Here is a 25,788-nt window from a genome sequence, read left to right on the forward strand (position 1 = left end):
CGTCCGGTCGGCCAACACCTCGCCTGGAGTCCCCACGGAGGCGTTCGATCCACGGGCGAGCGTCGGTTTCTGGAGAACTCACTTCGGGAGCATGCCGACATCATCGCCGCAAAGGAGGCGACCCCGAACCGTCTCCGCGGTCAGCCGACCGTGGGGAGGTGCCAGTCGAACCGGATCGCGAGCACGCGCAGCACGAACGCGAGCCCGACGCACGCGGCGATCCCGATCGGTGCTGGTGCGCCCGCGGTACGGAGCAGCCAGAACGCGACGGCGCCGACGAGCGCGCACGTCGCGTAGAAGTCCTCGACGAGGATGCCCGGTGTCCGACCGACGAGGAGGTCCCGGATCGCGCCACCACCGGTTCCGGTGAGCATCGCGCACACGAGCACGCCGAACGCGGACAGGCCGGCGTCCCACGCGACGATCGCGCCGGTCGCCGCGAACGCCGCCAGCCCGACCGCGTCCGGGACCTGGACCGCGGGCGACGCCGTGCCGATCGACGGTCCTCGCCTGACGAGGAGCACCGCGACGACGACGCCGACCATGACGACGGCGACGTCCGCGGTCGCGGTGAGCGCGACCGGCGTCCGGTCCACGAGCAGGTCGCGCGTGATGCCGCCACCGAGCGCCGTCACGACCCCGAGGACGACGACGCCGAGGGCGTCCAGGCCCTCGTCCGCGCCGTCGAGCGATCCCGCGAGCGCGAACGCGAGCAACCCCAGCCAGTTCAGGGCGTCGAACGCGCTCACCGAGAGTACCGGACCGGCCGTCATTCGTCGACCTCGAGGACGACCTCGTCGCCCGACGACAGGTCGAACGCGCGGTCGCCCCGTCCCTGGTTCACGTCGCACTCGACGTAGCCGTGACTCCCGACCGTCGCCAGCCACTGCCCGACCGGGACTTCGGCGAACGTCGCCACCGCCGGCACCTCGCGGTCGTTCACGCGCACCGACTCGACGCCCTCGAGCGCGCGTCCCGGGACGTTCGTGATGACGTTCCCGAAGTCGTCGACCGTCATCACTTCCCCCACCGCACGCGACGCCGTCACGTCGGCCTCCGGCAACTCGAGGGACTCGAAGGAGTCGAGTCGCGTCACGTCCGAGCGATCCGTGAACTCGCCGAACCCGACCCGATGCAGGTCGCCCGCCGCCGGCGCGAACACGTCCCGCCCGTGGAACGTCGACGACGCCGCATCCGCGTCGTCGATCCGCCACGCCCGAATCGACTCGTCGTCCCCCGCGAGCGCTCGCGCCGCCGGCACCACGACGCCGTTGTCCGGCGCCACGAACGCGTGCTCGCCGGCCCGCACCGCCAGCGCCGCCCGATCCGTCCCGACGCCCGGGTCGACCACGACCAGATGCACCGCCGGCGGGAAGTGCGGCAACAGCTCGCGCAACCAGAACGCCGCCGCACGCACGTCCTGGCGCGGGAACTCGTGACTCACGTCCACCAGTCGCGCGTCCGGGTCCCGCCGCAACAACACTCCCCGCATCGCCGCCGGATACGGCGACCCGAAGTCGGACGACAGCGTGATCATACGCACCCTTGACGCACCCCTCGCTTATCAATTCCCTCTCAGAACGCCACACGCGCACCCAGCAGAACCACACCGCACCGCCCGGCAGAAACGGCGGCCGGGCGACTCTCAACGGCCGCGATCGCACCGCTCAGCGGGAAACGGCGGCCGGGCGACTCTCAACGGCCGCGATCGCACCGCTCAGCGGGAAACGGCGGCCGGGCGACTCTCGGCGGCTGCGACGGCATCGCCCGGCAGAAACGGCGGCCGGGCGACTCTCGGCGACTGCGACGGCATCGCCCGGCAGAAACGGCGGCCGGGCGACTCTCGGCGACTGCGACGGCATCGCCCGGCAGAAACGGCGGCCTGGAGGCCGCCGTATGCTCGTGCGGGCAGTTCACCCCCCGTTCGAATCGGTTTCGGCGACCTGCTGGATGCGCTGGACGCCGTCGATCTCGTCGATAACCTCCGCCGTCGGTGCGGGGACGAGTCCCTTCCAGTCGTCGCCCTCGATCATGCGCTCGCGGACCTCCGAGCCCTCCAGTACTTCGCGGTTGAACATCGGCGACTGACGGACCTCGATGCCGGCCTCCTGGAACAGTCGGATGACGAGCGGGTTGTTCGAGTACGCGACGTCGAACGTCGGACTCATCGACTGGACGTGACTCACCCAGACGGAGTTCCGGTCGAGGTCCTCGATCGGGACGACGTACGTCGTCACGTCGAACTCGCGCAGGGACTTCGTGAGCATCATGATGCGTTCCCCGGCGGTGAACGGGTCGTGCGTCGAGTGGGAATCACCGGCGCTCCCGATGCCGAGGACGAGCTCGTCGACGTCCTCCGCGATCTTCGCGACCATGCTGTGGTGGCCGTCGTGGTAGGGTTGGAAGCGACCGATGTAGAAACCCCGCGTCATGGCCGAGTCGTCGCGCCAATCGTGCATAAGAGTGGCTAATCGGTCCAGTGACCGCTGTATCGGAACCCGGTCGGAGCTAGGTCGCCTGCGGCGGCGATTCGACGTCCGTCTCGGGTCCGTCGGCGTCGCCGGACCGGAGCGAGCGGCCGTACACGACGAACACGCCGAGAGCGAAGAGACACACGACCCCGGCGAACACCCAGTGGAGTTCGCCGGTGACGGTCTGAACGCCGGGGAGCAGCAACGTCGAACTGTTGTAGCTGGCGTGCAAGATCATCGCCAGCAGCACGCTCCGGCCGGTGCTGCGGTACAGCCACGTGAACAGGACCGACAGCCCGAGGAGCGAGACCACGTACGGGGCGAAGGACGAACCGTACTGGCCCGATCCCTCTAATGCGAACAGCGGGAGGTGCCAGCTCGCCCACACGAGGCCGATCAGGACGCTCGCGGTAACGGCGTCGAACCGTTCGAGCAGTCGTGGCAGGGCGAACCCGCGCCAGCCGAGTTCCTCCTGGCCACCGCCCACGAGGAAGACGGTCACCATGTTGAGAACGAAGATCAGCGGCAACACGAACAGCGGGACCTGCGCGAGGATCTCCGGCCCCTCGAACGAGTAGCCGATGGCGACGGTGACGACGCTCACGAGTGCGACCACGGCGATCGGGAGCCCGACGGCGACGACGTACCATCGCGGGCGAACGCGCCATCGCAGCACCTGGCTGGCCCACGCTCGCACGGAATCGCCGACGAGCCACGTGACGAACGCGGCCGCGAGCAGAGGGCCGAAGCCGCCGACGACGACAGCGGGGAACACGAACGGCCCGTAGTCGACGATGCCGATCGCCCCCGGAACCCACGCGGCCCACGAGAAGGCGATGGTCAGACCGAAGAACGCGAGCACTTCACGGGTGGCGACGAACGAGCCGACCGGTCCGAGGCGGGACGGATGGGCAGCGGTGTCTCTGGTCATCGGTTGCGAGTGGACCACTGCGACGGAGCACCATAGCACTTTGCACTACAAAGTGACTTTGTAACAGAAAGTATTTTGTGAAGGAGGTCAGATATGGGGTATGTCAATGGAGACGATCGTCGATTCGACGGCCTTCGACGAGCGCGTTGGTGGCGGCAGTCCGATCGAATCCGAATCGGCGTCCGTCGACCGCTTCACCAGCCATACGAAACGTTCTCCAGCACGGGAGGTCTACCCCACGACATGAGCGAGACAGAGGTCGACCCAGAGTCCCTGCAGGAGGAACTCGGCCAGATCAAGGAGGCGTTGGGGCTGGCGGAGGAGCACCCCTACTGGTGGCGCTTCTGGCTCCTCGAAGGCGTCGGATTGGGGGTCACACTCCCGGTCGTCCAGGTCGGACTCCGGGATGGGTTCTCTCCACCACTCCTCGCTCTCGCGATCGGGCTGTTTCTGGCCCACCAGTTCCTGACGTGGCGAGCCCTCGAACGATACGACCGACCGACGGGCGGCGTCCCCAGCTGGAGAGCCTGGAACGTCACGTACGGTGCAGGAGCAGTGGCGGCGGCTATCGGACTGCTGCCGGTTCTGGAACGGCTCGCGACCGACGACATGTTCGTGACGGCATTCGTCGTCGCCACGGCAATCAGCGGCGTCGCATACCTCTACATGGGCCAGCTGCTCGCGTCCTACAACATCAGAGCACCGGATTGCTATGCGTTCTACACCGGCGGTGTCTGGCTGCTCGTCCTGGCCGCTGTCGTCCCGCACATTCCCCCGCTGTTGGGATGGGAGTTCGCCGTCCTCGGTATCGGTCTCGCTGCACACAACGTCGGAGCATACGTCGTCCTCTCACGGGTATAGCATGGAGTTCGACAAGCTGGTGCATCAGCCTACGCGGTTGCGGATCTTCGCCCATCTCTACGCGAACGGCGAGGTCAGCTTCACGGACCTCAAGTCCGAACTCGATATCACCGAGGGGAACCTCGCCAGTCACATCCAGAGGATGGAGGACGCCGATTGCGTGAGCGTCAGAAAGCAGTTCGTCGACGGGTCTCCTCGGACGAGCTACCGATTGACCGACCGGGGCGAGGAACTGATCGAAGCCCACGTTCAGACGCTCGAATCGCTCATCGACAAACTCGACGAGTAAGAATACGGACGATCGCTCTGCAGGGGGAGATCGGGCCGTGGATCGTGCGGGGATTACCGGCGGTCTCGATGCCGAGGACGAGTTCGTCGACGTCGTCCACGAACTCCTCGACCCGGATTTATAACGATGCTTGATTCCGGCCAGTTCGAATACCGACCGTAGAGGCCGCCTGTCCTGCGAAAAGTCCGAGCGGGTGGCGAGTTCTGTAGGAGGAAAGTATATCAGTCGCAATCCCTTCGGTTCGGATACCGAATCACTTCTATGAGCAAAGACAGCGACACCACCGACGGACGCCCCGAAACGGCCGACGAGGCCGAGGACGGGAGCGGCCAGCCGGACCCCGAGGTCCCACGGGACGAGCACCCGGACCTCGGCGTTCCGGGCGGCCCAGAATCCGGAGCGGACGACTCCGGGAAGTCCGACGATGGCTCCGACGACGCCCCCGCACAGGAGATCGATCGGCTCGGGAGCGACGTCGAAGTCGAGGCGGAGATCGACGAGTCGGTCGCGGAAGACGACCTGCTTGGCGGCCTCCAGATCGAGAGTACGGACGCGATCGAGGTTCCGGACCGGCTCGTCGATCAGGTCATCGGGCAGGACGAGGCCCGCGACATCGTGAAGAAGGCGGCGAAGCAGCGACGGCACGTGATGATGATCGGCTCCCCGGGGACGGGGAAGTCGATGCTGGCGAAGGCGATGAGTCAACTCCTCCCGAAGGAGGACCTCCAGGACATCCTCGTCTACCACAACCCCGACGACGGGAACGCACCGAAGGTGCGGACGGTGCCGGCGGGGAAGGGCGACCAGATCATCGAGGCGCACAAGGAGGACGCCCGCAAGCGCAACCAGATGCGGCAGTTCCTCATGTACATCATCGTCGCGGTCGTCCTCGGGTACGCGCTCATCCAGGGCAACCTCCTGCTCGGCATCCTCGCGGCCGGGATCGTGTTCCTCGCGTTCCGGTACTCGAGTCGGTCGACGGACTCGATGATCCCGAACCTCGTCGTGAACAACGCCGACCAGCAGACCGCGCCGTTCGAGGACGCGACGGGCGCGCACGCCGGTGCGCTCCTCGGTGACGTCCGGCACGACCCGTTCCAGAGCGGTGGGATGGAGACGCCGAGTCACGACCGCGTCGAACCCGGCGCGATCCACAAGGCGAACAAGGGCGTGCTGTTCCTCGACGAGATCAACACGCTCGACATCCGGAGCCAGCAGAAGCTCATGACGGCGATCCAGGAGGGGAAGTTCTCCATCACGGGCCAGAGCGAGCGTTCCTCGGGTGCGATGGTGCAGACGGAGCCGGTGCCGTGTGACTTCATCATGGTCGCGGCCGGGAACCTGGACGCGATGGAGAACATGCATCCCGCGCTCCGCTCGCGCATCAAGGGGTACGGGTACGAGGTGTACATGGACGACACCATCGAGGACACCCCGGAGATGCGCCGGAAGTACGCGCGCTTCATCGCGCAAGAGGTCGAGAAGGACGGGCGACTCCCGCACTTCACGCGCTCGGCGGTCGAGGAGATCCTCCTCGAAGCCCGCCGTCGTGCGGGCCGCAAGGAGCACCTCACGCTCAAGCTCCGCGACCTCGGCGGGCTCGTTCGCGTCTCCGGCGACATCGCTCGCGCCGAAGACCGCGAGCACACGACCCGGGAGGACGTGCTGCGCGCGAAGCGCCGCAGTCGCTCCATCGAACAGCAGCTCGCGGACGACTACATCGAGCGCCGGAAAGACTACGAGCTCACGGTGTCCACCGGCGACGTCGTCGGTCGCGTGAACGGTCTGGCGGTCATGGGCGAGGACTCCGGTATCGTCCTGCCCGTGATGGCGGAGGTCGCGCCCTCGCAGGGCCCCGGTCAAGTTATCGCGACCGGGAAGCTCCAGGAGATGGCGGAGGAGGCGGTGCAGAACGTCTCCGCGATCATCAAGAAGTTCAGCGACGAGGACATCAGCGAGAAGGACATCCACATCCAGTTCGTGCAGGCCGGCCAGCAGGGCGTGGACGGCGACTCCGCGAGTATCACGGTCGCGACCGCCGTCATCTCCGCGCTCGAGGAGGTACCCGTCGATCAGAGTCTCGCGATGACGGGCTCGCTGTCGGTCCGCGGCGACGTGCTCCCCGTCGGCGGGGTCACGCACAAGATCGAGGCGGCGGCGAAGGCCGGCCTCGACACGGTCGTCATCCCGGCCGCGAACGAGCAGGACGTGATGATCGAGGACGAGTACGAGGAGATGATCGAAGTCATCCCCGTGAACCACATCAGCGAGGTGCTGGAGATCGCGTTGACGGGCGAGACGGAGAAGGACTCGCTCGTCGACCGCCTGAAGAACATCACCGGGAAGGCCCTGGAGCAGAAGGTCGGCCGGACCGGTAGCGGGAAGCCGAGTCCGCAGTAACGCGCCGTGACGGCGTGGACGGCGTTCGCGTCGGTCGCGGGCGTCGTCACGGTTCTCTTGCTCGCGCTCTCGCACGCGACGAGCCAGCGCTTCGACGGACCGTCGGCGGACGACTCGGTCGACGCGGTCGGCGAGCGCGTGGACGCAGTCGGCGAGCACGTCGACGCGGTCGGGGAGTGCGAGGACGTCGCAGACGACAGCGTCGCCGAAGGCGGCGAGATGGGCGAGGTGCCGCGGCTCTCGCAGCCGCTGCTCCTTTTGAACGTCGCGCTCTCGCAGGGGGCGTTCGGGGTCGTGCTGGTCGTGGCGGCGGTGCTGGCGTCCGTGCCGCGTACGGCGCTGGGGGTCGCGGACCAGCACTTCTCGGTGCTCGCGGTCGTCCTCGGCGTCGCGTTCGGAACGGTACTGTACGCGGCGAACGAGGTTGGGGGGTCGGTCGCGGACGCGTACGGGTTCGGTCGCGGCGACGAGCTCCGCGAGTTGCTGGCGCCGGCGTCCCGAACGGGGTGGGTGATCCTCCTCGGTGGCGTGCTCCCGGTCGTCGCGACGTTCGAGGAACTGCTCTTTCGCGGTGTGCTCGTCGGGGCGTTCGCGGCCGGCGCGGGCGTGTCGCCGTGGCTGCTCGTCGTTCCGGCCTCGATCCTGTTCGGGCTCGGACACGGCACTCAGGGCCGGATGGGCGTCGTCGTCACGACTGCGCTCGGGGCGGTGCTCGCGGCCGCCTTCGTCGTCACGGGGAGCCTGCTGGTCGTCGTCGTCGCGCACTACCTCGTGAACGCCCTGGAGTTCGTCGTCCACGAGCACGAGCTCGGCCACGCGAGCGGTTGAGAGCGGTCGACCTCGAACCGACGGGTTGACGCCGCCGGCGTTCGCAGCACGGACCATGGCCGAGGACCGGACCGAGAGCGGCGACGGGGGCGACGGCGACGCGACCGCCGATACTGGGGGCGATCCGGCGGCTGCGGAACCGACGGCGGCGACCGAGTCCGGTGGGTGGCTGGTACTCGCCGTGCTCGTGGTCGGCGTCGTCTCGATGCTGCTCGTCGGCGCGCTCCTGGACGCGCCGATCGCCGAACAGACGACGGAGTTCGCGATCGGGTTCGTCTGGCTGCTCGCGGCGGCGTACGTCGGGTTCCGGCTGGAGGATCGACCGGGGCGCCGGCTGCTCGGTGCGATGGCGTTCGTCGCCGCGGCGGTCGCGCGCTTCGTCGGACTCCTGTTCCCGTCCGGCGTGCTCGACGTCGCGAGCATCGCGTTCCTCCTCGTCGGCGCCGCCGTCCTGCTGTCGGTCGCGCGGACGTGAGCGTCGGCGGACGCGGACGGTGGCGGGTTTCAGCCGGCCGGCAATCGCGTCGCCGGCTTCAGTCGGCGGTGACGGCGTCCTCGGCCGTGGCGTCGTCGGTCGCGCTCTCGTCGCCGGTCGAGCGGACGGGGTCGACGGCGAACCAGAGAAGTGCGCCGACGCCGGCGAGGACGACGCTCGCGGTGGCGACGCCGTCGATCGGGCCGATGGCGTCCGTAACGCGACCGTTGACGATCTTCCCGAGACCGGAGACGACGGAGAGCGCCATCGATGCGCCCGAGAGGACGGTGGCGCGCCCGACGTCGTCGAGGCGGTCGTTGAGGTACTTGTTCCGGATGGGGCGGACGGCGGTGTTGATCGCGCGGTTCAGGAACACGACCGGGACGATGGCGACGGGGACGACGTAGACGACCGCGAACGCGAGCGCGTACACCGCGGGGAGGACGGCGAACGTGCCGCGGACGCCGAGGCGCTCCTCGAGGTATCCGGAGGTTGACGCGGCGCCGGCGGACACGAGCTTGAACGCGGCGTAGAGGACGCCGAGGCCCGCGATGGGGACGCCGACGGCCCGGAGCATCGGCTGCTCGAACGGGCGGGTGGCGGCGAACGCGGTGGCGAAAACGGCGGCGTACGCGACGAACCAGCGGACCTCCGGGCGTCGGGCTTGAGCGCGCAGGAGCACGACGGCGTCCCGGACGCCGAAGGCCTGTTCGTCGGCGTCGGTCTCGATCGGGGGGAACGTGTAGAGGATCGGGAGGCCGACGAGTGCGAGCGCGGCATTCGCGAGGAACGGCGCGGCGGGTTCGACGGTGTACATGAGACCGCCGAGGACGGCGGCGACCGCGCTCGTGCCGAGGACGAGCGTGTTCGCGCGGCCGTCGACGCGAGCGTACTCGTCCTCGTCGCACGTCGACTGGAGGACCTCGTACAGCCAGGCGTCCTGGGTGCCCGAGCGGAACGCCCACCCGATCGCCCAGACTCCGAACAGCGCGAGGTACGCGGGTTTCGAGGGGAGGAACGGGAACGACGCCATGACCGCCGCGCGGACGACGGCGCCGACCGCGAGGCTCCCGCGGCGCCCGACGAGGTCTCCGAGGTAGCCCGTCGGGATCTCGACGGCGACGAGCGAGAGCGAGAACGTTGCGGAGAGCAGGCCGAGGAACGCGAGGTCGAACCCCTTGTCCTGCAGGAACACGAAGTAGATGGGGAGGTAGAACCCCGACGCGTTCGTGACCTTGAACGCGTAGAACCGAAGTACGAGTCCGTTCGGTCGCTTCATATCTAGACTGTGGACCGACGGGACCGTGAACGTTCCCGGAAACTGACTTTTGTAAGCTCCCTTCCGTTAACTCGTTTTGGTAGTGGTTCTGACTATTCTACGTCGTCTTCCTCACCTGAATCTCTCGCCGAGCGGGTCAGCTGAAACTAGAACCGACGCTCGTCGCCACGGCTATCTACTAGAAGCGACACAGGTAGGGCGGGTGCGTGCTGGCTCGTTCGGTCGGCGACTCAGAGGTCCTCGAGCGACCGGAGCTGCTGTTCGACCTGTGGCGGGAGCGCGCTCGGGCCGTCCCGGACGCGGTGGTCGGGGACGAGCACCGGCAGTGGGTTCTCCGCGAGCGCCTCGCGTACCGTTATCACGTCCTGCTCGTCGTCGGGGTCGAGCGTCGGCGTCATGTTCGCCAACTGGGCGACGCTCACCTGTTCGCCGTACCCGACCTGTCGGAGCGTCTCGAGGACCTTCCGTTCGCCCGTCGGGACCGTCAACCCGACCTCGACGTCGGCGAAGTCCTCCTCGCTGATGCCCTCGCAGTATCGCTCGAAGCGGTCGAGGAGGTCGTAGGTATCGCTCGCGTCCTCGGGCGCCGTCTCGGGGAACGAGACGGAGATGACGCGACCGCTCGCCACGCCGAACTGGACGTACCGTTCGAGGTAGTCGATCTCTCGGGCGTAGATGCCTGCGGTGTCCGCGTCGTCCATGCACGACCCGTCGCCCACCACGACCTTGAAGGTTCCTCGTCGCCGGTCGCATCGACGCCCGACGCTCCGCGGTCGTCGCCGGGTGCGCCAACGGCCGACGCTCCGCGGTCGTCGCCGGCTACAACGGCCGACGCTCCGCGGTCGTCGCCGGCTACGCCAACGGCCGGCGCTCGCGTCGGTCGGCGACGTCACCAGTCGCCGTCGTCGAGGCGACGGAGGAACGCACGGACCTCGGCGAGCGCGACCTCGGGTTCGTCGCGGACGACGGCGTGTCCGGCGTCGGGGACGTGCACGAGCCGACCGTCCGGGAGGTCGGCCGCGACGTCGAGGTCGCGCGCTCGGTCCCGAACGGGTGCGCGCTCGGTCGCTTCCGCCTCGACTGCGTCGGGGTCGCGCTTCAGGACCAGCGCGGGCGCGTCGACGTCCGGGAAGACGCCGGCGAGTGGCGGGTACCCCTGGCGGGGAACGTTCTCGATGTGCACGCTCATGCACTGGTCGGCGCGCGCGAGCCAGTCCGCCGTCTCGGGGTGCTCCTCGACGTACTGCTCGCGGAGTTCGTCGAGGGACTTCTCGTGCTCCGCTCGAACCTGCTCGCGGACGTACTCCGCCATCGCGTCCGGGTCCTCGTCGGGGAGGCCGTACATCGCCGCCGGGTCCTCCATGACGACGGCGCGGACGCGCTCGGACTGCCTCGCAGCTGTCGTCGCGACGGTGTGCCCGCCCATCGAGTGCCCGTAGAGGACTGGGTCCGCGAGGTCGAGTGCGTCGAGGACGCCGACGAGGTCGGCGACCCGGTCCGCGATCGCGTAGCCCGCTTCGGGCGCGTCGGTGTGACCGTGGCCGCGGGCGTCGTACGCGACGACGTCGAACCCGTCCGCGGCGAGCGCGTCCACGACCGGACGCATGCAGCGGGCGTCATCGTAGAAGCCGTGCGCTGCGACGACCGGCTGCCCGTCGCGGTCGCCGACGCGGTAGTACGAGACCTCGATGCCGTTGGCGCGGACGCTCCCTTGCGTCCAGCCGTCTGGCGTCGGTCGGTCCTCGTTGCGCGCGACGCCGCGGTCGGTGTCGACTCTCCCGTCTTGATCGACGGCGGCGGATTCGCCGTCGGTTCCGCCGCCCTCGCCTCCGCCGTTCGTCTCGGGGACCATACTCGAAGGGGTCCTGTGAGCCGCCTAAGGGTTCCGGAACGGCACTGAATCACGATGCCAGGGTGGGGGGTCAGTTCGAGCGGGAAAAGGGCCTGGAGCGCGTTCCAGGGGTACGATGACGCAAGCCTTATGTACGAATGAGTCCGTCGATGCACAATAATGAACACTAGAGATGGGCGAGGGCTCGCGCCAGCCGTCGAGGCCATCCTCGACGCGGCGCGCGACCGCGAGGTGCCGACGAGCGAGCGCGTCGACGTCGACGCTCGATCCCTCCCCGACGCCTTCGACGCGGCCGAGGCCGACGGTCGGACGCCGATCATCGCCGAGGTCAAGCCGACGAGTCCGACGACCGACGGGACCCGCGAGGACGACCCCGTGGCACTGGCGCGCGAGATGGTCGACGGCGGCGCCGCCGCCCTCAGCGTCCTCACCGAACCCGAGCACTTCGGCGGGAGCACCGACGCGCTCGCCGCCGTCCGCGACGCCGTCGACGTCCCCGTCCTCCGGAAGGACTTCCTCCTCCGCGAGCGCGACCTCGACGCCGTCGAGGCCGACGTCGTCCTCCTCATCGCACGGTTCTTGGGAAGCAGTGGCGACGACGACACCGGGGTCGAGGGCGCGGCCGGCCTCGAGACGATGCTCGACGCGGCGCGCGACCGCGGGTTCCAGGCGCTCGTCGAGGTCCACACCGAAGCGGAACTCGAGCGCGCGCTCCTGGCCGGTGCGACCCTCGTCGGCGTGAACAACCGCGACCTCGCGCGACTCGAGGTCGACCTCGGGACGTTCGAGCGCGTCGCGGACGCGGTCCCGGCAGGAGACCGCGACGGCGTCACCCTCATTGCGGAGAGCGGCGTAGGTTCGACCGAGGACGTCGCACGGATGCGGCGAGCGGGCGCGGACGGACTCCTCGTCGGGAGCGCGATCATGGACGGGGACGTCCGCGCGAACACGCGACGACTGACGGCCGGGAGTGCGGCTGACCCCACGGAGAATACACGATGACAGCGACGGACACGAAATTCGGAGAGTACGGCGGACAGTACGTCCCGGAGGCACTGATGCCGGCGATCGAGGAACTCACCGAGGCCTACGAGCGGTACGTCCTCGAGAACGAGGACGGCTTCATGGACGAGTTCCGCGATCGACTCCGGGACTTCGGCGGGCGGCCCACGCCGCTCCAGTACGCCGAGCACCTCAGCGAGCGCTACGACGCGGACGTCTACCTGAAGCGCGAGGACCTCGTGCACGGCGGTGCGCACAAGCTGAACAACGCGCTGGGGCAGGTCTTGCTCGCGAAGTACATGGGGAAGGAGCGCATCGTCGCGGAGACCGGTGCCGGCCAGCACGGCACCGCGACCGCGATGGCCGCGGCGCACCTCGGGCTGCCCTGCGAGATCTACATGGGCGAGCGCGACATCAACCGCCAGCGCCCGAACGTCTTCCGCATGAAGCTCAACGGGAGCGACGTGAACCCCGTGACGACGGGTCGGGGGACGTTGAAGGAGGCGATCTCGGAGACGATGCGTGACTGGGCGACGAACGTCGAGGACACGCACTACGTCATCGGGAGCGTCGTCGGGCCGGCGCCGTTCCCGGCGATGGTCCGGGACTTCCAGGCCGTCATCAGCGAGGAGGCTCGCGAGCAATCGCTCGAGAAGACCGGCGGCCTCCCGGACACCGTCGTCGCCTGCGCGGGCGGTGGCTCGAACACGATGGGTGCGTTCGCAGAGTTCGTCGGAGATACTGATACCGACCTCGTCGCCGTGGAGGCGGGCGGGTCGTCGCTCGACGTCGACGAGGACGCCGGCGTCGCGCCGAACTCGGCGTCGCTGTCGACGGGCGAGGAGGGCGTCCTGCACGGCGCGCGGACGAAGCTCCTCCAGGACGGCGACGGCCAGATTCTCGAATCGCACAGCGTCTCCTCGGGCCTGGACTACGCTGGCGTCGGTCCGGAACTCGCGCACCTCGTGGACGAGGGGCGCGTGCGAGCGGCGAACGTGGACGACGACGCCGCGCTCGCGGCCTTCCACCGGCTGTCGCGACTCGAGGGGATCATTCCGGCGCTGGAGACGGCGCACGCGTTCGCGTGGGCCGAGGAGCACCCCGAGGAACTCGGTGACGTGTCGGTGATAAACGTCTCGGGACGCGGCGACAAGGACCTCGAGTCCGTCGTCGAGGAGACCGAGAAGCGCGACGTCGACGGTGCGGTCGACGTCGGGGAGGTGTTCGAGTAGTGGCCGACGAGGAACCACGTTCCTCGAACCGGTCGAGCGGGCGAAGCCCGCGAGACGTAGAGAACCAGGCGCTGAAGGAGGCATTCGCGGGCGAGCCGGCGTTCGTGCCGTACCTCGCGGCGGGCGATCCGAACTACGAGGCGAGCATCGAGTACGTCGAGGCGCTCGAACGCGGCGGTGCGGACGTCATCGAACTCGGCCTCCCGTTCAGCGAGCCGATCGCGGAGGGGCCGACGATCCAGGAAGCGGTCGTCCGGTCGCTCGAGGGCGGGATGACGCCCGAGCGGTTCTTCGAGTTCGTCGAGGACCTCGACGTGGCGGTCCCGCTCGTCTGCATGACGTACTACAACCTCATCTATCAGTATGGAGAGGGTGAGGGCCCGGAGCCGTTCGTCGAGCGTGCCGCGGAGGTCGGCATCTCGGGGTTCGTGGTGCCGGACTTGCCGGCGGAGGAGGCCGACCCGTTGCGGGAAGCGTGCGACGCGTACGGTCTCGACCTGGTGTTCATCGTCGCGCCGACGACGGCGGGCGACCGCCTGGAGCGCATCATGGACCAGGTGTCGGGCTACGTGTACGTGCAGGCGCGACTGGGCGTGACGGGCGCGAAGGACGACGTGAGCGACCAGACGGGCGCGAGCCTGGAGCGCCTGCGCGAGTGGGACGTGCCGAAGGCGGTCGGGTTCGGCATCAAGACCGGCGAGCACGCGGCGTCGGTCGTGGAAGCGGGCGCGGACGGCGTCATCGTCGGGAGCGCGCTCGTCGACATCGTTGCCGAAGGACACGAGAACGAGACGTCGGTGACGGCGACGGCGGAACGGCTGGAGACGAAGGCCCGCGAGCTGAAGCGCGGCGCGCTCGACGCCGGGGACCGGCGGTCCGGCGAAAGCATGCCGGAATCGGAACCGACATAACCAGCCATGGCAAGGTCTAACACACTAACGGACGCCGATTCACGCACATGACACGCGACACAACATACGTCGGAGTGGGGAAGCGCACACGACTGGACCGCATCTCGACGGACGGCAAGTTCCTCGTCGTCCCGATGGACCACGGCATCACCATGGGCGCCGTCAAGGGACTGAAGGACGTCGAGGCGACCATCGACGGCGTCACGCGCGGCGGCGCCGACGCCGTCCTCACCCAGAAGGGCATCGCGCCGCGCGTCCACGACAACAAGAACGACGCCGGCTACGTCGTCCACCTGAACGGCTCCACGACCATCGGCCCGGACGAGGCCGACAAGCGCGTCACCGGCACCGTCGAGGAGGCCGTTCGCGCCGGCGCCGACGCCGTCTCCTTCCACATCAACGTCGGCAGCGAACACGAGCCCGACCAGATCGAGGACCTCGCCGAACTGACGCGGGACGCCGACCGCCTCGGCATGCCCGTGCTCGCGATGGCGTACGCCCGCGGCGAAGGCGTCGACTCCACCGACCCCGAATCGCTCGGGCACGCGGTCCGACTCGCGGAAGAACTCGGCGCGGACGTCGTCAAGACCGGGTACTCCGGGGACGCCGCGAGCTTCGAGCACGTCGTCGAGTCCACGCGCCTCCCCGTCGTCATCGCCGGCGGCGCGAAGGGCACCGACCGCGAGACCGTCGACGCCGTCCGCGGCGTCATGGACGCCGGCGGCGCCGGCGTCTCCATGGGCCGTAGCATCTTCCAGCACGACGACCCCGAAGCCATCGCGACCGCGATCAGCGCCGTCGTCCACGACGACGCGACCGTCGACGAGGCGCTCGACCGCGCCGGCCTCCTCGTCGAGGCCTGAGGACCGTACCGCTTTTCCCGTCGTCGCTCCTGCCAGCTACTCGTGCAGAGTGGGACGCCCGACCCGGACACGCCACGCGACCTCCTGTCGTACGCTCGCATCTACGCCGAGAGCGTCGACGTCGACGTCGATCACGACCGCATCGACTGGGAGATCTCGAAGCGAGCGCGCCGCCGCGCCGGTGCGTGCTCGTACGACGCCGAATCGGGCGACGTCACGATCCGGTTGACGTGGCAGGCGTACCGCGAGCACGGCTGGCGGCAGTTCACGGCCACCATCCGGCACGAGCTCGTGCACGCCTGGGAGTTCCAGGAGTTCGGCGAGGCCGGCCACGGCGAGCGCTTCCGCGAGAAGGCGGCGTCGGTGGACGCGCCCAGGCACTGCGAGTCGTTCGCCGCTCCGCGACTGTCGCTCGCGTGCAGCGATGGCTGCGAGTGGTCCGCGGGCCGGCATCGCGCCTCCCGGCCCGTGAAGGACCCGGGCGCGTACCGGTGCCCGGACTGCGGCGGCGACGTCGTCGTCGCGCACCGCGAGAGCGGTGTCACGTGGACGGACGCCGCCGGCTACGAGCGCGCTCGATCCGTCGTCGACGACTGGTAGCGACGGCAGTCGAGCCGCTGCCCATCGAGAGTCCCCGATTTCTCCGCGTTCAGAGCACGTCGCGGACGCCGTCGGGCGCGTCGAACGTGTGGTGGGGGTCGTGGTCGCCGTCGTCGCTCGCCGCCTCGTAGGGAACCCAGGCGGACCGTGCGCCGGCGGCGTGCGCGCCGGCGACGTCCGACGCCTTCGAGTCGCCGACGTGCAGCGTCGCCGCCGGGTCGACGTCGAGCGCGTCGACGGCGGTCCGGATGGGCTTCGGGTCTGGCTTTGGTGGCATCCCCGCGCTCGGGTCGCAGAACACGGTCGCGTCGAACGCGTCGGCGATGCCGAGCGCCTCCAGTTTCGTCGTCTGCGTCTCTCGGCCGCCGTTCGTGACGAGCGCGACCGGGCCGTGGTCGCGGGCGGCTTCGAGCGCGGCCTCGGCGCCGTCGCGGAACCGGACCTGCGAGTGGTCGACGAGGTCGTCGTGCGCGAGGGCGAGGTCGTCGACCGGAACGCCGTCGGGGTCGACGCCGTCGACGCGTTCGGCGGCGAGTTCGAAGAGCACGACGAAGAACTCGTGGTCGGACGAGACCTCGGGGACCTGCGGTGCAACCGCTGCCAGGTCCGCGACCCCGCAGTACTGATCGACGCCGACGCGATCGAACGTACCCGACAGGACCTCGCTCCGGTCCTGGGTCGTCTCGCACAGCGTCAGGTCGAGGTCGAAGAGGACGGCATCCGGGGACGTCGCATGCATGAACGAACCGGTTCGACGGCCGACGTCAAGAACCTTCGGCGTCGCCGCGGTCGACGACGTCGCCGGTTCCGTCGTCAGCCGTCGTCGTCTCGTCAGCGTCGCCCCCGCCGTCCGCGCCGTAGTGGCGTTGCTCGACCAGTCGGTCGTAGAGGCGAGCGAGGAGGTCGGTGACGGGGCCGCCGCCGACGTCGATGCCGTCGACGCTCGCGACCGGCCGGAGCTCCCACGTCGAGTTCGTGAGGAAGCACTCGTCGGCCGCCCTGACCGCGTCGAGCGCGTACTCGCCGGTGTGGACGGGGACGCCGGCCTGCTCGCGGGCGAGGTCGAGGACGACCGAGCGCGTGATGCCGGGCAGCAGGTCGAGGTCGGCGGCGGGCGTGTGCAGGCCATCGTCGTCCACCCAGAAGACGTTCGACGCCGCGCCCTCCGCGACGCGGTCGTCCTGATCGCGCAAGAGCGCCTCGTCGGCGTCCGCGACGAGCTCGTCGCGGGCGAGGATCGAGTTCAGGTAGTTGTGGGTCTTCGCGCCCGGCGGGAGCGCGTTCGCGGGCGGCTTCCGCGTCTTCGCGGTCTGGAGGACCGCCGGCGCGTCCCAGACGGACTCGCCGTCGAGCCCACCGCGCGGGAGCGGCTTCGCGTACACGACGACCGTCGGGTCCACGTCCGGCCGGGGCGTGACCGTTCCGGGCTGGCTGCCCCTGGTCATCGAGAGCTTCGCGTACGCGTCCTCGAGGTCGTTCGCCGCGAGCGTCTCCACGACGCGCTCGCGGAGGTCCTCGCGACCGAGCCCGTGGTCGAGCCCGATCGCGTCGCACGAGCGCTCCAGGCGGTCGAGGTGCGCGTCGAACGCGAAGACGTCGCCGCCGTACGCGCGCATCGTCTCGAAGACGCCGTCGCCGTACTGGAACCCGCGGTCGTCGACGCTCACGGCCGCCTCGCTCGCGTCGACGAGCGCGCCGTCTACGTGGTACTGCACAGGAAGTTCCTCACGAGTCGCTTGCCGACGCGCAGATCCGGACGCGCACCGGCTCGGGGATCAGTCCCCTCGTTGGCAGTCGATTCGTCGCTTGCTTCGGTAGTCGTCCCGTCCCCAGTGAGGATGCTCTCCGGGTGGAACTGGACGCCGACGTGGGGCTTCTCGCGGTGCCGGACCGCCATCAGCGTCGCGCCCTCGTCCGTCGCCGTCGCCGCCGTCTCCGAGAGCGACGCCGGGAGGTCCCCGCGTTCGACGGCGAGCGAGTGATAGCGCCCGACGTGCAGGCGCTCGGGGAGGCCCTCGAAGACGCCCGCGCCGTCGTGCGCGATTATCGAGGGCTTCCCGTGCACGACCTCTGGGGCGTGCCCGACTCGTGCGCCGTTGGCTGCACAGAGCGCCTGGTGGCCGAGGCAGACGCCGAGCGCCGGCAGGTCGAGTTCCTCGAATACGGACATCGAAACGCCCGCGTCCGCCGGCGTTCCCGGGCCGGGGGACACCACGATGCCGTCCGGGTCGAGTCGCCGAACCCCCTCGACGTCGATCGCGTCGTTCCGGCGGACGACGACCTCGCCCGCGAACTCGCCGACGTACTGCACGAGGTTGTACGCGAACGAATCGTAGTTGTCCACGACCAGCACCCGCGGCTCGCCCGGCACCGGGTCGAGCGATGCAGGTTCGGTCGCGGCGCCGTCCTTCGCTGGCATCAGTCTTGCACCTCCACGGCGGCGTCCGCCGCGAGCGCGTCGTCGACCGCGTTCAGGAGCGCGCGCGCCTTCGCGAGCGTCTCGTCGTACTCGCGCTCGGGGTCCGAGTCGTGCACGATGCCCGCGCCGACGCGCAGGTGATACTCGTCGTCGTGGCGGACGAGCGTCCGGATGACGATGTTCAGGGTCGCGCGGTCGTCGAACCCCAGGGCGGCCATCGCGCCCGTGTACGGGCCGCGGCGCGTCGACTCGAGTTCCTCGATTATCTCCATCGTCCGCGGCTTCGGCGCGCCCGTGATGGTGCCGCCGGGGAACATCGCACCGACAGCGTCCGCGAGTCCGACGCCCTCACGCAGCCGCCCGGTCACGTCCGAGACGAGGTGCATCACCTCGCTGTAGCGGTCGACGCGCCGGTACTCCGCGACATCGACGGACCCGTACGCGCAGACCTTCCCGAGGTCGTTCCGTTCGAGGTCGACGAGCATCGCGTGCTCGGCGCGCTCCTTCTCGTCGCTCGCCAACTCGGTCTCGAGTGCGGCGTCCGCGTCCGCGTCGTCGCCGCGCGGTCGCGTCCCCGCGATGGGTTCCGTGCGGACGACGTCGCCGTCGCGCTCCAAGAGCAACTCGGGGCTGGCGGAGACGAGATCGACGCCGGGGAACTCGAGGTACCCCGAGTACGGCGCGGGGTTGACGCGCCGGAGCGCGTCGTACGCCGCGACGGGGTGCACGGCCGCGGGGGCGCGCAGTCGGTGCGAGACGTTCGCCTGGAACGTGTCGCCCTCGCGAACGTACGCCTTCACCGCGCGGACGCGGTCGGCGTACGCCTCGCGGCCGGTGTCGCTCCGGAACGCCGCCGCGCTCGCGTCCCCGGCCGGTGCGGGTCCGTGTTCGGGGTCGCCCGAGAGCGCGCGCGCAGCGAGCGCCTTCGCGCGCTCGACGCCCTCCTCGTAGCACGCGTCGACGACGGCCTCGTCGAGGTCGCCGTCGTCCGCCCAGGCGTCCGCGGGGAGTTCCGGGCACGCGGTCACGCGGAGCGTCGTCTCGCCCTCGGTCGCCGCGTCCGCCGTCGTCCACGCCGCGACCGCGTCGTAGACGCCCACCTGGACGTGCGGGAGTCCGCGGTCGTCGACGGTCGACTCCGGCAGCGATTCGAGCTCGCGCGCGAGGTCGTAGGAGAGCCAGCCGAACGCGCCACAGGGGTACGGGACGTCGCAGTCGCCGCGCTCCAGGTCGAACCCGCCGAGGAGTCCCTCGAGGGCCTGCAGCGACGGCGAGGCCGCGCCCGGGTGCGCCGGCTCGCGGTCGTCGACCGGTGTCGCGTCCGGGCGCGCCGTGAATCGCTCGATGGGATCGACCGCGAAGTACCCCCAGCCCTCGCGCTCGCCGGCACCGTCAGAGTGAGCCGCGGAACTCCCGGCGCCGTCCAGCCCCGTCGTCTCGAGGAACGCGCCCCACTCGCCGTGGCCGCGGCGAGCGCGACGGTACGCCACCCACGGGTCGTCGACGGCCACGCGCAACTCGACGGGCACTCGCGTCCCCGGCGTCGCGTCCCGCGCGGCCGATCGGAACGCGCTCGCGTCGGTCACCACCCGCGGCGAATCCATACCCGACAGGTCGAACCCGGTGCTAAACGGTGTTACGGTGTCGGCGGAGAGCGCGGTCGGCGACGAGCGCTACTGGCGCGCGTTCGCGCGGTCGACCCACTGCTTCACTCGCCCCGGCGCCAGGTCGGCCTCCTCGGCGATTGCGTCGGGGTCCGCGGCCGCGAGCTCCGCGACCGTCGAGATGCCGACCGCAGCGAGCCGGTCGGCGTACGCCGGCCCGATCCCCTTGATGTCCTGCACGTCCTCCCCCGCGGCCGCCTCGGCGTCGGCACTGGGTTCGGCTTCGGTCGCTTCGGCGCTGGGTTCGGCTTCGGTCGCTTCGGCGCTGGGTTCGGCTTCGGTCGCTTCGGCGCTGGGTTCGGCTTCGGTCGCTTCGGCACTGGGTTCGGCTTCGGTCGCTTCTGTGTCAGCGTCCGCTTCGGCGGCGTCGTCGTCGGATCCGGCGTCGGCAGCAGATTCTTTCGTCGACTCGGCTTCGGCAGCGTCCGCCGGCTCGTCCGAAGCGGCCTCGGCGGCCGCTTCGGTCGCCGCCCGGGCCGTCGCGTCGTCGTGGTCGGTCGGTTCGGTCGTCGCGTCGTCGGTCGGTTCGGTCGTCGCGTCGTCGGTCGGTTCGGTCGAGTCCGTCGACGTGCTCCCTTCGTCGGTCGATGGCGATGTCGCATCGTCGGTCCCGGCCGTGGACGCGGCTCCTTCGTCGACGCCCTTCACGGTCGCCTCGTTCGCGGCGTCCGCGTCGTCGCGTTCGCGTTCGACGGTCACGCCGACGTCGTCGCCCCGTCGCCCCGAGCGGTCCTCGTCGCCATCGTCGAGTCCGAGTACCGACTTCAACTTCGATAGCAGTCCCATTATGGAATAGTGGAACCCCGCCGGACTTAAAAGCCGCTGCCCGCGCGCTTCCTGCCACCTCGCCCGCCCCCGGTAAGCGAGGCTTACTGGGAGAGGCCGTTCCGAAGCGCGTCGTTCATCGCGTCGACGGGCGCGGGCTCGTCGGTCCAGCGTTCGAACGCGGCTGCGCCCTGGTAGAGCAGCATCCACGCGCCGTCGACGGTCCGCGCGCCCGCCGCGGTAGCGTCCCGAAGGAGTCGCGTCTCCAGGGGCGCGTACACCGCATCGAGGACCACGAGGCCGCCGTGCAGGGCCGCGGCTGGGACCGGCGTCTCGTCTTCCTCCATCCCGACGCTCGTCGCGTTCACGAGGACGTCCGCGTCCGCCAGCGCCCCGACGAGGTCGTCCAGTCCGCGGGCACCGACGGTCGCGCCGTCGACCGCCCGCGAGACGTCGGCGGCGAGCGACTCCGCGCGCTCGACCGTCCGGTTCGCGACGCGAACGCTCGCGCCAGCGTCCGCCAGTCCGAACGCGACCGCTCGCCCCGCGCCGCCCGCGCCGACGACGACCGCCGTCGAACCCTCGAGTTTCGCGTCCGCCTGCTCGCGGAGCGCACGGACCGCCCCCTCCACGTCCGTGTTGTGTCCCGTCACCGTCTCTCCGGAGAAGTCGAGCGTGTTCACCGCACCGACCGCCGACGCCAGGTCGTCCGTCTCGACCGCAGCGGCGACGTCGCGCTTGAACGGCACCGTCACGTTCAATCCCGCGACGCCGAGCGCGTCCGCGCCAGCGACTGCGTCGACGGCCGCGTCCTCGTCCGGCTCGAACGTCACGTACCGCGCGTCGAGCCCGAGCGCGTCGTACGCAGCCTCGTGCATCGGCGGCGACAGCGAGTGCCCGACCGGATTCCCGATTAGTCCGTACACGTCCATACGCGGGGCGTCGGGACCGCCGACCAAAAGCCATGCGTCACCGGGAACGCCCCCTGGTGCTCGTACTTGCGTGGACGGAATCCGATGCCGCTCACTCGTCGGGTCGAACGACGAGCACCGGGACGTCCACCTGCTTGAGCACGCGGTCGGTCGTACTGCCGAGCAACTGGCCGGCGAACGACCCCTCGCCGCGGGACGCCATCGCGACGAAGTCCACGCCCGCGTCGTCGACGTACGCCGTTATCTCCGCCGATGGCGACCCCGTCCGAACCGACCGCGTGGGGTCGAGCGCGCCGTCGCCCGCAGCTTCCTCGCAGGCCGCCGCGAACGCGTCCAGTTCCTCGGTGGCCTCGGCGACCAGTCCGTCGACGTACTCCTCGCTCACTCCCCCGGCGTTGAACGGCCCCGCCTCGCGAGCGACGTCCACGACCGACAGCACGTGCATCGTCGCGTCGTACGTCGTCGCGACGCTCGCACCCGCCGGTATCGCTGCCCGCGCCGCGTCGCTGCCGTCCGAGGTCACCAGCACGTCCTCGTAGTCGCCCACGCCCTGACCCTGCTCGGGGACCGTCAACACCGGCCGGTCGGTCGATCGCAGCACGCGCTCCGTGACGCTTCCGAGGAACCGCTCCCTGAGGCCCGCGTGTCCGTGCCGCCCCATCGCGATCACGTCCGCGTCCGCGTCCACGGCCGTCTCGACGATCGCCGACCGCGGGTCGTCCTCCAAGACTCGCGTCCGCACCGTCAACTGGTTCGCCGCGCCGATCTCCGATACGTCGTCCGCGATCGACCGCGCGTCCGCCGTCGACAGCTCGCCGTCTGCGGCGACGACGACCGTGGCCGACGCGTCGTACGTCGCCGCCAGTTCGACGCCGACGCGCGCCGCTCGCATCCCGCAGTCGCTCCCATCGGTCGCGACGACTACCTCCTCGAACATGTGTCGACTGAACGATAGGGGAACCCGGCACAAAAACCCGCGGCTGCCGCGGCGACCAATTCGATGCTACGTGAGAGGATTCCACGCAGCACTACCTCCGGAAATCGCAAGGGTTACTTGTACCTTGGCGGACCTTCAGATATGCTCAAAGACCGGCTCCGGCACCCGCTGGTCGCCCTCGCGCTCGCCGCCCTCCTCACGGCTCCATGGGTGACGGTAGAACTCGTGGGTGGCCCGGACGCGGTGGGTCTCGGGAACCTCTCGACAGTCGCAGTGAGCGGCGTGGCGGTCCTCGGCGCGTCGTTCATGCTCGCGTGGGGCGCGGAGACCGCGGAGAAGGACGTCCCGCGAGCGTTCGCGATCGCGGTGCTCGCGGTGCTCGCGGTCGCGCCCGAGTACGCCGTCGACGCGCTCTACGCGTGGCAGGCCGGGAGCGGCGGTGCGACCGAGGCCGCCTGTAGCGCGAGCAACCTCCCCTCGCAGACGCAGGCCGTGAAGGACGCGTGTCACGACGCGAACCTCGCGATCGCGAACATGACGGGCGCGAACCGCATCCTCATCGGACTGGGCTGGTCAGGCATCGCGCTGTTCACCGTCTACCGCGCCGGCAGCGAACGCGACTCGTCCGTCGAACGGAGCGACGGGTTCCTCGCGAGCAAGGTCCACCTCGACCGCGACATCGGCCTCGAGATCGCGTTCCTGCTCGTCGCGACCGTGTTCGCGTTCACCGTCCCGTTCCTCGGCGGCATCGACGTCATCGATACCGTCGTCCTCCTCGGACTGTACGTCGCGTACATCGCGATCATCGTGCGCGGCGACGTTGAGGAGCACGAGGAACAGGTCGGCGTGCCAGCGTACCTCCAGCGGCGACCGTTCCCGGTCCGGGCGCTGACGTCCATCACGCTGTTCGCGTACTCCGGTCTGATGATCTACACCGCCGTGCATCCGTTCGCGCACGGCCTCGAAGAGGTCGGGCTCGCGTACAACATCCCCGAGTTCTTCATGATCCAGTGGGTCGCGCCGCTCGCGAGCGAGAGCCCGGAGCTGATCGTCGTCGCGTACCTCGTGAACAAGGCGCGCTCGACGGCGGGGTTCAACGCGCTCATCTCCTCGAAGCTCAACCAGTGGACGCTCCTGGTCGGCACGCTCGCGGTCGTCTACTCGATCGCGTCCGGGAGCATCGGCACGCTGCCGTTCGACGAGAAGCAGGCCGCCGAGATCTGGATCACGGCCGCCCAGAGCCTGTTCGCGATCGCGATCATCACGAACTTCGAGATCTCGGTCCGGGAGGCGGTGATGCTCCTCGTCCTGTTCGTCTCGCAGGTGGCCATGGAGTACGTCGTCATCATCACGACGACGTCCGTCGCGCGAGAGACGGAGCTGAGCATCGCCATCCTGTACGCGTACACGGTGCTCTACCTCGCCATCTCGCTCGGGCTGTTCTGGTACCGGCGCCGGGAGCTCGCCGCCATCTTCGTTCGGAGCGCGCGGACCGCCCGGTACGCGCTCGGCAACGGGACGGCACCCGCCGAGGGCGCCGACTGACGGGTCCGGGCGATACGGGACCGAAGCAGCCGACGCGGAATCGACTCATTCTTGCCGGCGAGTCCGCAACCGACTGTCGTGATCGCAATCGTCGTCAGTCGTGCGGACGAGGCGTCCGAGCACGTCGGCGAACGCCTGCTCGACCGCGTCGACTGGGAGCGGACGGTCGACGAGTCCCGCCCCGACGCCGCCGGCGGTGGCGACGTCTACGTCCACGACCCCTTCGAGCTGCGGACGTTCGACGACCTCCACCTGGAACTCGACGACGCGGCGGAGGCGTTCTCGACGACCCCCGGACTGCTGGCGTTCGCGTCCCGACACTCCGGCGACACGGGACCGCTCCTGACCGCGCACTTCACGGGGAACTTCGGGCCAGCGGAGTACGGCGGCGACGACGACGCGCTCGCGACCGCCGCCCCCGGCGCGCAGGCCGCGCTCGTCGACTCGTTCGTCGAGTACGCGCCCGAAGGGTACGAGGTCGGGATGGAGTGCACGCACCACGGCCCGAGTGCCGTCGGCTGTCCGTCGCTGTTCGTCGAACTCGGGAGCGGCGAGACCGAGTGGCGCGACCCCGACGGCGCGAGCGCGGTCGCGAAGGCGATCCTCGACCTCGCGGCGCTCGCCGAGTCGGGGAACGAGCGGTCGGACGGCGAGCGGTCGGTGATGGGCGAGCGGTCGGTGATGGGCGAGCGGTCGGGCAGCGAGCGCTCGGTGACGGGCGACCGCACCGTCGTCGGGTTCGGCGGCGGCCACTACGTGCCGCGGTTCGAGCGCGTCGTCCGGGAGACGCCGTGGACGGTCGGGCACGTCGCCGCGGACTGGGGGCTGGACGCGATGGGCGACCCCGGCGAGCACCGGGGCGTCCTCGACCGGGCGTTCGAGGCGAGCGACGCCGAGCACGCGCTCGTCGAGGGGACTCGCCCCGACCTCGAAGCAGTCGTCGAGGACCTCGGATATCGCGTGGTCAGCGAGACGTGGCTCCGCGAGGTCGCCGACCGCGACCTCGAGGCGGTCGCGGCGGTCGAGGACGAACTCGGGTCGGTCGCCGACGGCGTCCGGTTCGGCGACCGACGACGGTGGACGGCCGGCGATGCCGACGACTGGGTGACGCGCGCGCTCCCCGACGCCCTCGTCGAGACGGCGCGGTCCGTCGACGCCGACCGGACGCGCACGGTCGTCGAGACCGAGACGGTGGCGTTCCAGACGCGCAACGGCGGGTCGCAGGTCCAGGGTCGCGCGGCGTTCCCCGACGCGGACGCGTACGACGCGCTCGTCGACGCGCTCGTCGACGTGGTCGCCGAAGACTACGACGCGGTGCGTCGCGACGGCGACCGCGTGGTCGCGTCGAAGGAGGCGTTCGACCCGCGGCGCGCGCATCAAGAGGGCGTCCCGGAAGGCCCGAAGTTCGGGCGACTCGCCGGCGGCGAAGCGGTGACGGTCGACGGCGACCGCGTCCGTCCCGAGGACGTCACGACCCACCGCGAGGACGTGTTCGAAATCTAATCGATGGTCTGAAGCTCCCCATCTGGCCG

Annotated in this window: 27 protein-coding genes; 13 read left to right on the forward strand and 14 right to left on the reverse strand. The window is 69.9% G+C overall.

Going from position 1 to position 25,788, the window contains the following annotated elements:
- Positions 1–140: 140 nt before the first annotated feature.
- The 4 genes from G9C85_RS12150 to G9C85_RS12165 form a co-directional block, all read right to left on the reverse strand.
- Complete coding sequence (locus tag G9C85_RS12150; protein ID WP_166040289.1) at positions 141–773, reverse strand: trimeric intracellular cation channel family protein; 633 nt, start codon at positions 771–773, stop codon at positions 141–143.
- Positions 770–1,537, reverse strand: coding sequence for an S-adenosyl-l-methionine hydroxide adenosyltransferase family protein (locus G9C85_RS12155; protein WP_166040291.1), 768 nt, complete (start codon positions 1,535–1,537; stop codon positions 770–772). The genes G9C85_RS12150 and G9C85_RS12155 overlap by 4 nt, the downstream gene beginning before the upstream one ends.
- A 376-nt stretch (positions 1,538–1,913) precedes the next feature.
- Positions 1,914–2,432: a nicotinamide-nucleotide adenylyltransferase gene (locus G9C85_RS12160; protein ID WP_166040293.1), complete on the reverse strand. Its 519-nt coding sequence runs from the start codon at positions 2,430–2,432 to the stop codon at positions 1,914–1,916.
- Positions 2,433–2,508: 76 nt separating this feature from the next.
- On the reverse strand, positions 2,509–3,402 hold the full coding sequence (locus G9C85_RS12165; RefSeq protein ID WP_166040296.1) for a CPBP family intramembrane glutamic endopeptidase: 894 nt from the start codon (positions 3,400–3,402) through the stop codon (positions 2,509–2,511).
- Between the two features lie 106 nt (positions 3,403–3,508).
- Between G9C85_RS12165 and G9C85_RS12170 the strand changes: the two genes are divergently transcribed.
- From G9C85_RS12170 to G9C85_RS12195, 6 genes are all read left to right on the forward strand, one after another.
- Positions 3,509–3,649 (forward strand): hypothetical protein, encoded by a 141-nt coding sequence (locus G9C85_RS12170; RefSeq protein ID WP_166040298.1) that lies wholly within the window; start codon positions 3,509–3,511, stop codon positions 3,647–3,649.
- Positions 3,646–4,263: a hypothetical protein gene (locus tag G9C85_RS12175; protein ID WP_166040300.1), complete on the forward strand. Its 618-nt coding sequence runs from the start codon at positions 3,646–3,648 to the stop codon at positions 4,261–4,263. Before G9C85_RS12170 ends, G9C85_RS12175 begins: the two co-directional genes overlap by 4 nt.
- Before the next feature lies 1 nt (position 4,264).
- Complete coding sequence (locus G9C85_RS12180) at positions 4,265–4,552, forward strand: transcriptional regulator (RefSeq protein ID WP_166040302.1); 288 nt, start codon at positions 4,265–4,267, stop codon at positions 4,550–4,552.
- Between the two features lie 261 nt (positions 4,553–4,813).
- Entirely contained in the window at positions 4,814–6,952 is a 2,139-nt protein-coding gene (gene lonB / locus G9C85_RS12185) for an ATP-dependent protease LonB (protein WP_166040304.1), read from the forward strand.
- A gap of 6 nt (positions 6,953–6,958) precedes the next feature.
- The gene (locus tag G9C85_RS12190; RefSeq protein WP_369680809.1) at positions 6,959–7,780 is read left to right on the forward strand and encodes a lysostaphin resistance A-like protein; all 822 of its coding nucleotides are present in this window, start codon (positions 6,959–6,961) and stop codon (positions 7,778–7,780) included.
- A gap of 55 nt (positions 7,781–7,835) precedes the next feature.
- Entirely contained in the window at positions 7,836–8,255 is a 420-nt protein-coding gene (locus G9C85_RS12195) for a hypothetical protein (RefSeq protein WP_166040306.1), read from the forward strand.
- A 58-nt stretch (positions 8,256–8,313) separates the two neighbouring features.
- On the opposite strand, the gene G9C85_RS12200 is transcribed toward G9C85_RS12195, so the two are convergent.
- From G9C85_RS12200 to G9C85_RS12210, 3 genes are all read right to left on the reverse strand, one after another.
- Positions 8,314–9,534 carry an MFS transporter gene (locus tag G9C85_RS12200; RefSeq protein WP_166040308.1) on the reverse strand — a complete coding sequence of 407 codons (1,221 nt, stop codon included), beginning with the start codon at positions 9,532–9,534 and terminating at the stop codon, positions 8,314–8,316.
- 230 nt (positions 9,535–9,764) lie between these two features.
- Positions 9,765–10,235 carry an MGMT family protein gene (locus G9C85_RS12205; protein WP_166040309.1) on the reverse strand — a complete coding sequence of 157 codons (471 nt, stop codon included), beginning with the start codon at positions 10,233–10,235 and terminating at the stop codon, positions 9,765–9,767.
- A 188-nt stretch (positions 10,236–10,423) separates the two neighbouring features.
- Positions 10,424–11,386: an alpha/beta fold hydrolase gene (locus G9C85_RS12210; protein WP_166040311.1), complete on the reverse strand. Its 963-nt coding sequence runs from the start codon at positions 11,384–11,386 to the stop codon at positions 10,424–10,426.
- Positions 11,387–11,545: 159 nt separating this feature from the next.
- On the opposite strand from G9C85_RS12210, the gene trpC reads away from it, so the two are divergent.
- The 5 genes from trpC (at position 11,546) to G9C85_RS12235 (ending at position 15,994) form a co-directional block, all read left to right on the forward strand.
- Complete coding sequence (trpC, locus tag G9C85_RS12215; protein WP_166040313.1) at positions 11,546–12,388, forward strand: indole-3-glycerol phosphate synthase; 843 nt, start codon at positions 11,546–11,548, stop codon at positions 12,386–12,388.
- On the forward strand, positions 12,385–13,620 hold the full coding sequence (trpB, locus tag G9C85_RS12220; RefSeq protein ID WP_166040315.1) for a tryptophan synthase subunit beta: 1,236 nt from the start codon (positions 12,385–12,387) through the stop codon (positions 13,618–13,620). The genes trpC and trpB overlap by 4 nt, the downstream gene beginning before the upstream one ends.
- A 71-nt stretch (positions 13,621–13,691) precedes the next feature.
- The gene (gene trpA, locus G9C85_RS12225) at positions 13,692–14,531 is read left to right on the forward strand and encodes a tryptophan synthase subunit alpha (RefSeq protein WP_193570750.1); all 840 of its coding nucleotides are present in this window, start codon (positions 13,692–13,694) and stop codon (positions 14,529–14,531) included.
- A gap of 47 nt (positions 14,532–14,578) precedes the next feature.
- The gene (locus G9C85_RS12230; RefSeq protein ID WP_166040319.1) at positions 14,579–15,394 is read left to right on the forward strand and encodes a 2-amino-3,7-dideoxy-D-threo-hept-6-ulosonate synthase; all 816 of its coding nucleotides are present in this window, start codon (positions 14,579–14,581) and stop codon (positions 15,392–15,394) included.
- A gap of 42 nt (positions 15,395–15,436) precedes the next feature.
- Complete coding sequence (locus tag G9C85_RS12235) at positions 15,437–15,994, forward strand: SprT-like domain-containing protein (RefSeq protein ID WP_166040321.1); 558 nt, start codon at positions 15,437–15,439, stop codon at positions 15,992–15,994.
- Between the two features lie 49 nt (positions 15,995–16,043).
- Here the strand turns inward: G9C85_RS12235 and G9C85_RS12240 are convergent, their stop codons facing one another.
- The 7 genes from G9C85_RS12240 to G9C85_RS12270 all read right to left on the reverse strand — a co-directional run bounded on the left by G9C85_RS12240 (position 16,044) and on the right by G9C85_RS12270 (position 22,711).
- Entirely contained in the window at positions 16,044–16,733 is a 690-nt protein-coding gene (locus tag G9C85_RS12240) for an HAD family hydrolase (protein WP_166040322.1), read from the reverse strand.
- A gap of 25 nt (positions 16,734–16,758) precedes the next feature.
- Positions 16,759–17,709, reverse strand: coding sequence for an aminotransferase class IV (locus G9C85_RS12245; protein ID WP_166040324.1), 951 nt, complete (start codon positions 17,707–17,709; stop codon positions 16,759–16,761).
- The gene (locus G9C85_RS12250) at positions 17,694–18,413 is read right to left on the reverse strand and encodes an aminodeoxychorismate/anthranilate synthase component II (protein WP_166040326.1); all 720 of its coding nucleotides are present in this window, start codon (positions 18,411–18,413) and stop codon (positions 17,694–17,696) included. The genes G9C85_RS12245 and G9C85_RS12250 overlap by 16 nt, the downstream gene beginning before the upstream one ends.
- The gene (gene pabB / locus G9C85_RS12255) at positions 18,413–20,017 is read right to left on the reverse strand and encodes an aminodeoxychorismate synthase, component I (protein ID WP_166040328.1); all 1,605 of its coding nucleotides are present in this window, start codon (positions 20,015–20,017) and stop codon (positions 18,413–18,415) included. The genes G9C85_RS12250 and pabB overlap by 1 nt, the downstream gene beginning before the upstream one ends.
- 69 nt (positions 20,018–20,086) lie before the next feature.
- Positions 20,087–20,863, reverse strand: a complete 777-nt coding sequence (locus tag G9C85_RS18600; protein ID WP_193570705.1) for a helix-hairpin-helix domain-containing protein — start codon at positions 20,861–20,863, stop codon at positions 20,087–20,089.
- Positions 20,864–20,946: 83 nt separating this feature from the next.
- On the reverse strand, positions 20,947–21,774 hold the full coding sequence (locus tag G9C85_RS12265; RefSeq protein ID WP_166040330.1) for a shikimate dehydrogenase: 828 nt from the start codon (positions 21,772–21,774) through the stop codon (positions 20,947–20,949).
- 91 nt (positions 21,775–21,865) lie between these two features.
- Entirely contained in the window at positions 21,866–22,711 is an 846-nt protein-coding gene (locus tag G9C85_RS12270) for a universal stress protein (protein WP_166040331.1), read from the reverse strand.
- Between the two features lie 141 nt (positions 22,712–22,852).
- Between G9C85_RS12270 and G9C85_RS12275 the strand changes: the two genes are divergently transcribed.
- A complete protein-coding gene (locus G9C85_RS12275; RefSeq protein ID WP_166040333.1) occupies positions 22,853–24,256 on the forward strand; it encodes a sodium:calcium antiporter in 1,404 nt (467 codons plus the stop codon).
- A 78-nt stretch (positions 24,257–24,334) separates the two neighbouring features.
- Complete coding sequence (locus G9C85_RS12280; RefSeq protein ID WP_166040335.1) at positions 24,335–25,759, forward strand: D-aminoacyl-tRNA deacylase; 1,425 nt, start codon at positions 24,335–24,337, stop codon at positions 25,757–25,759.
- The last annotated feature ends 29 nt before the right edge of the window (positions 25,760–25,788 follow it).

The organism is Halorubellus sp. JP-L1, assembly GCF_011440375.1.
Classification (GTDB): Archaea; Halobacteriota; Halobacteria; order Halobacteriales; family Natrialbaceae; genus Halorubellus.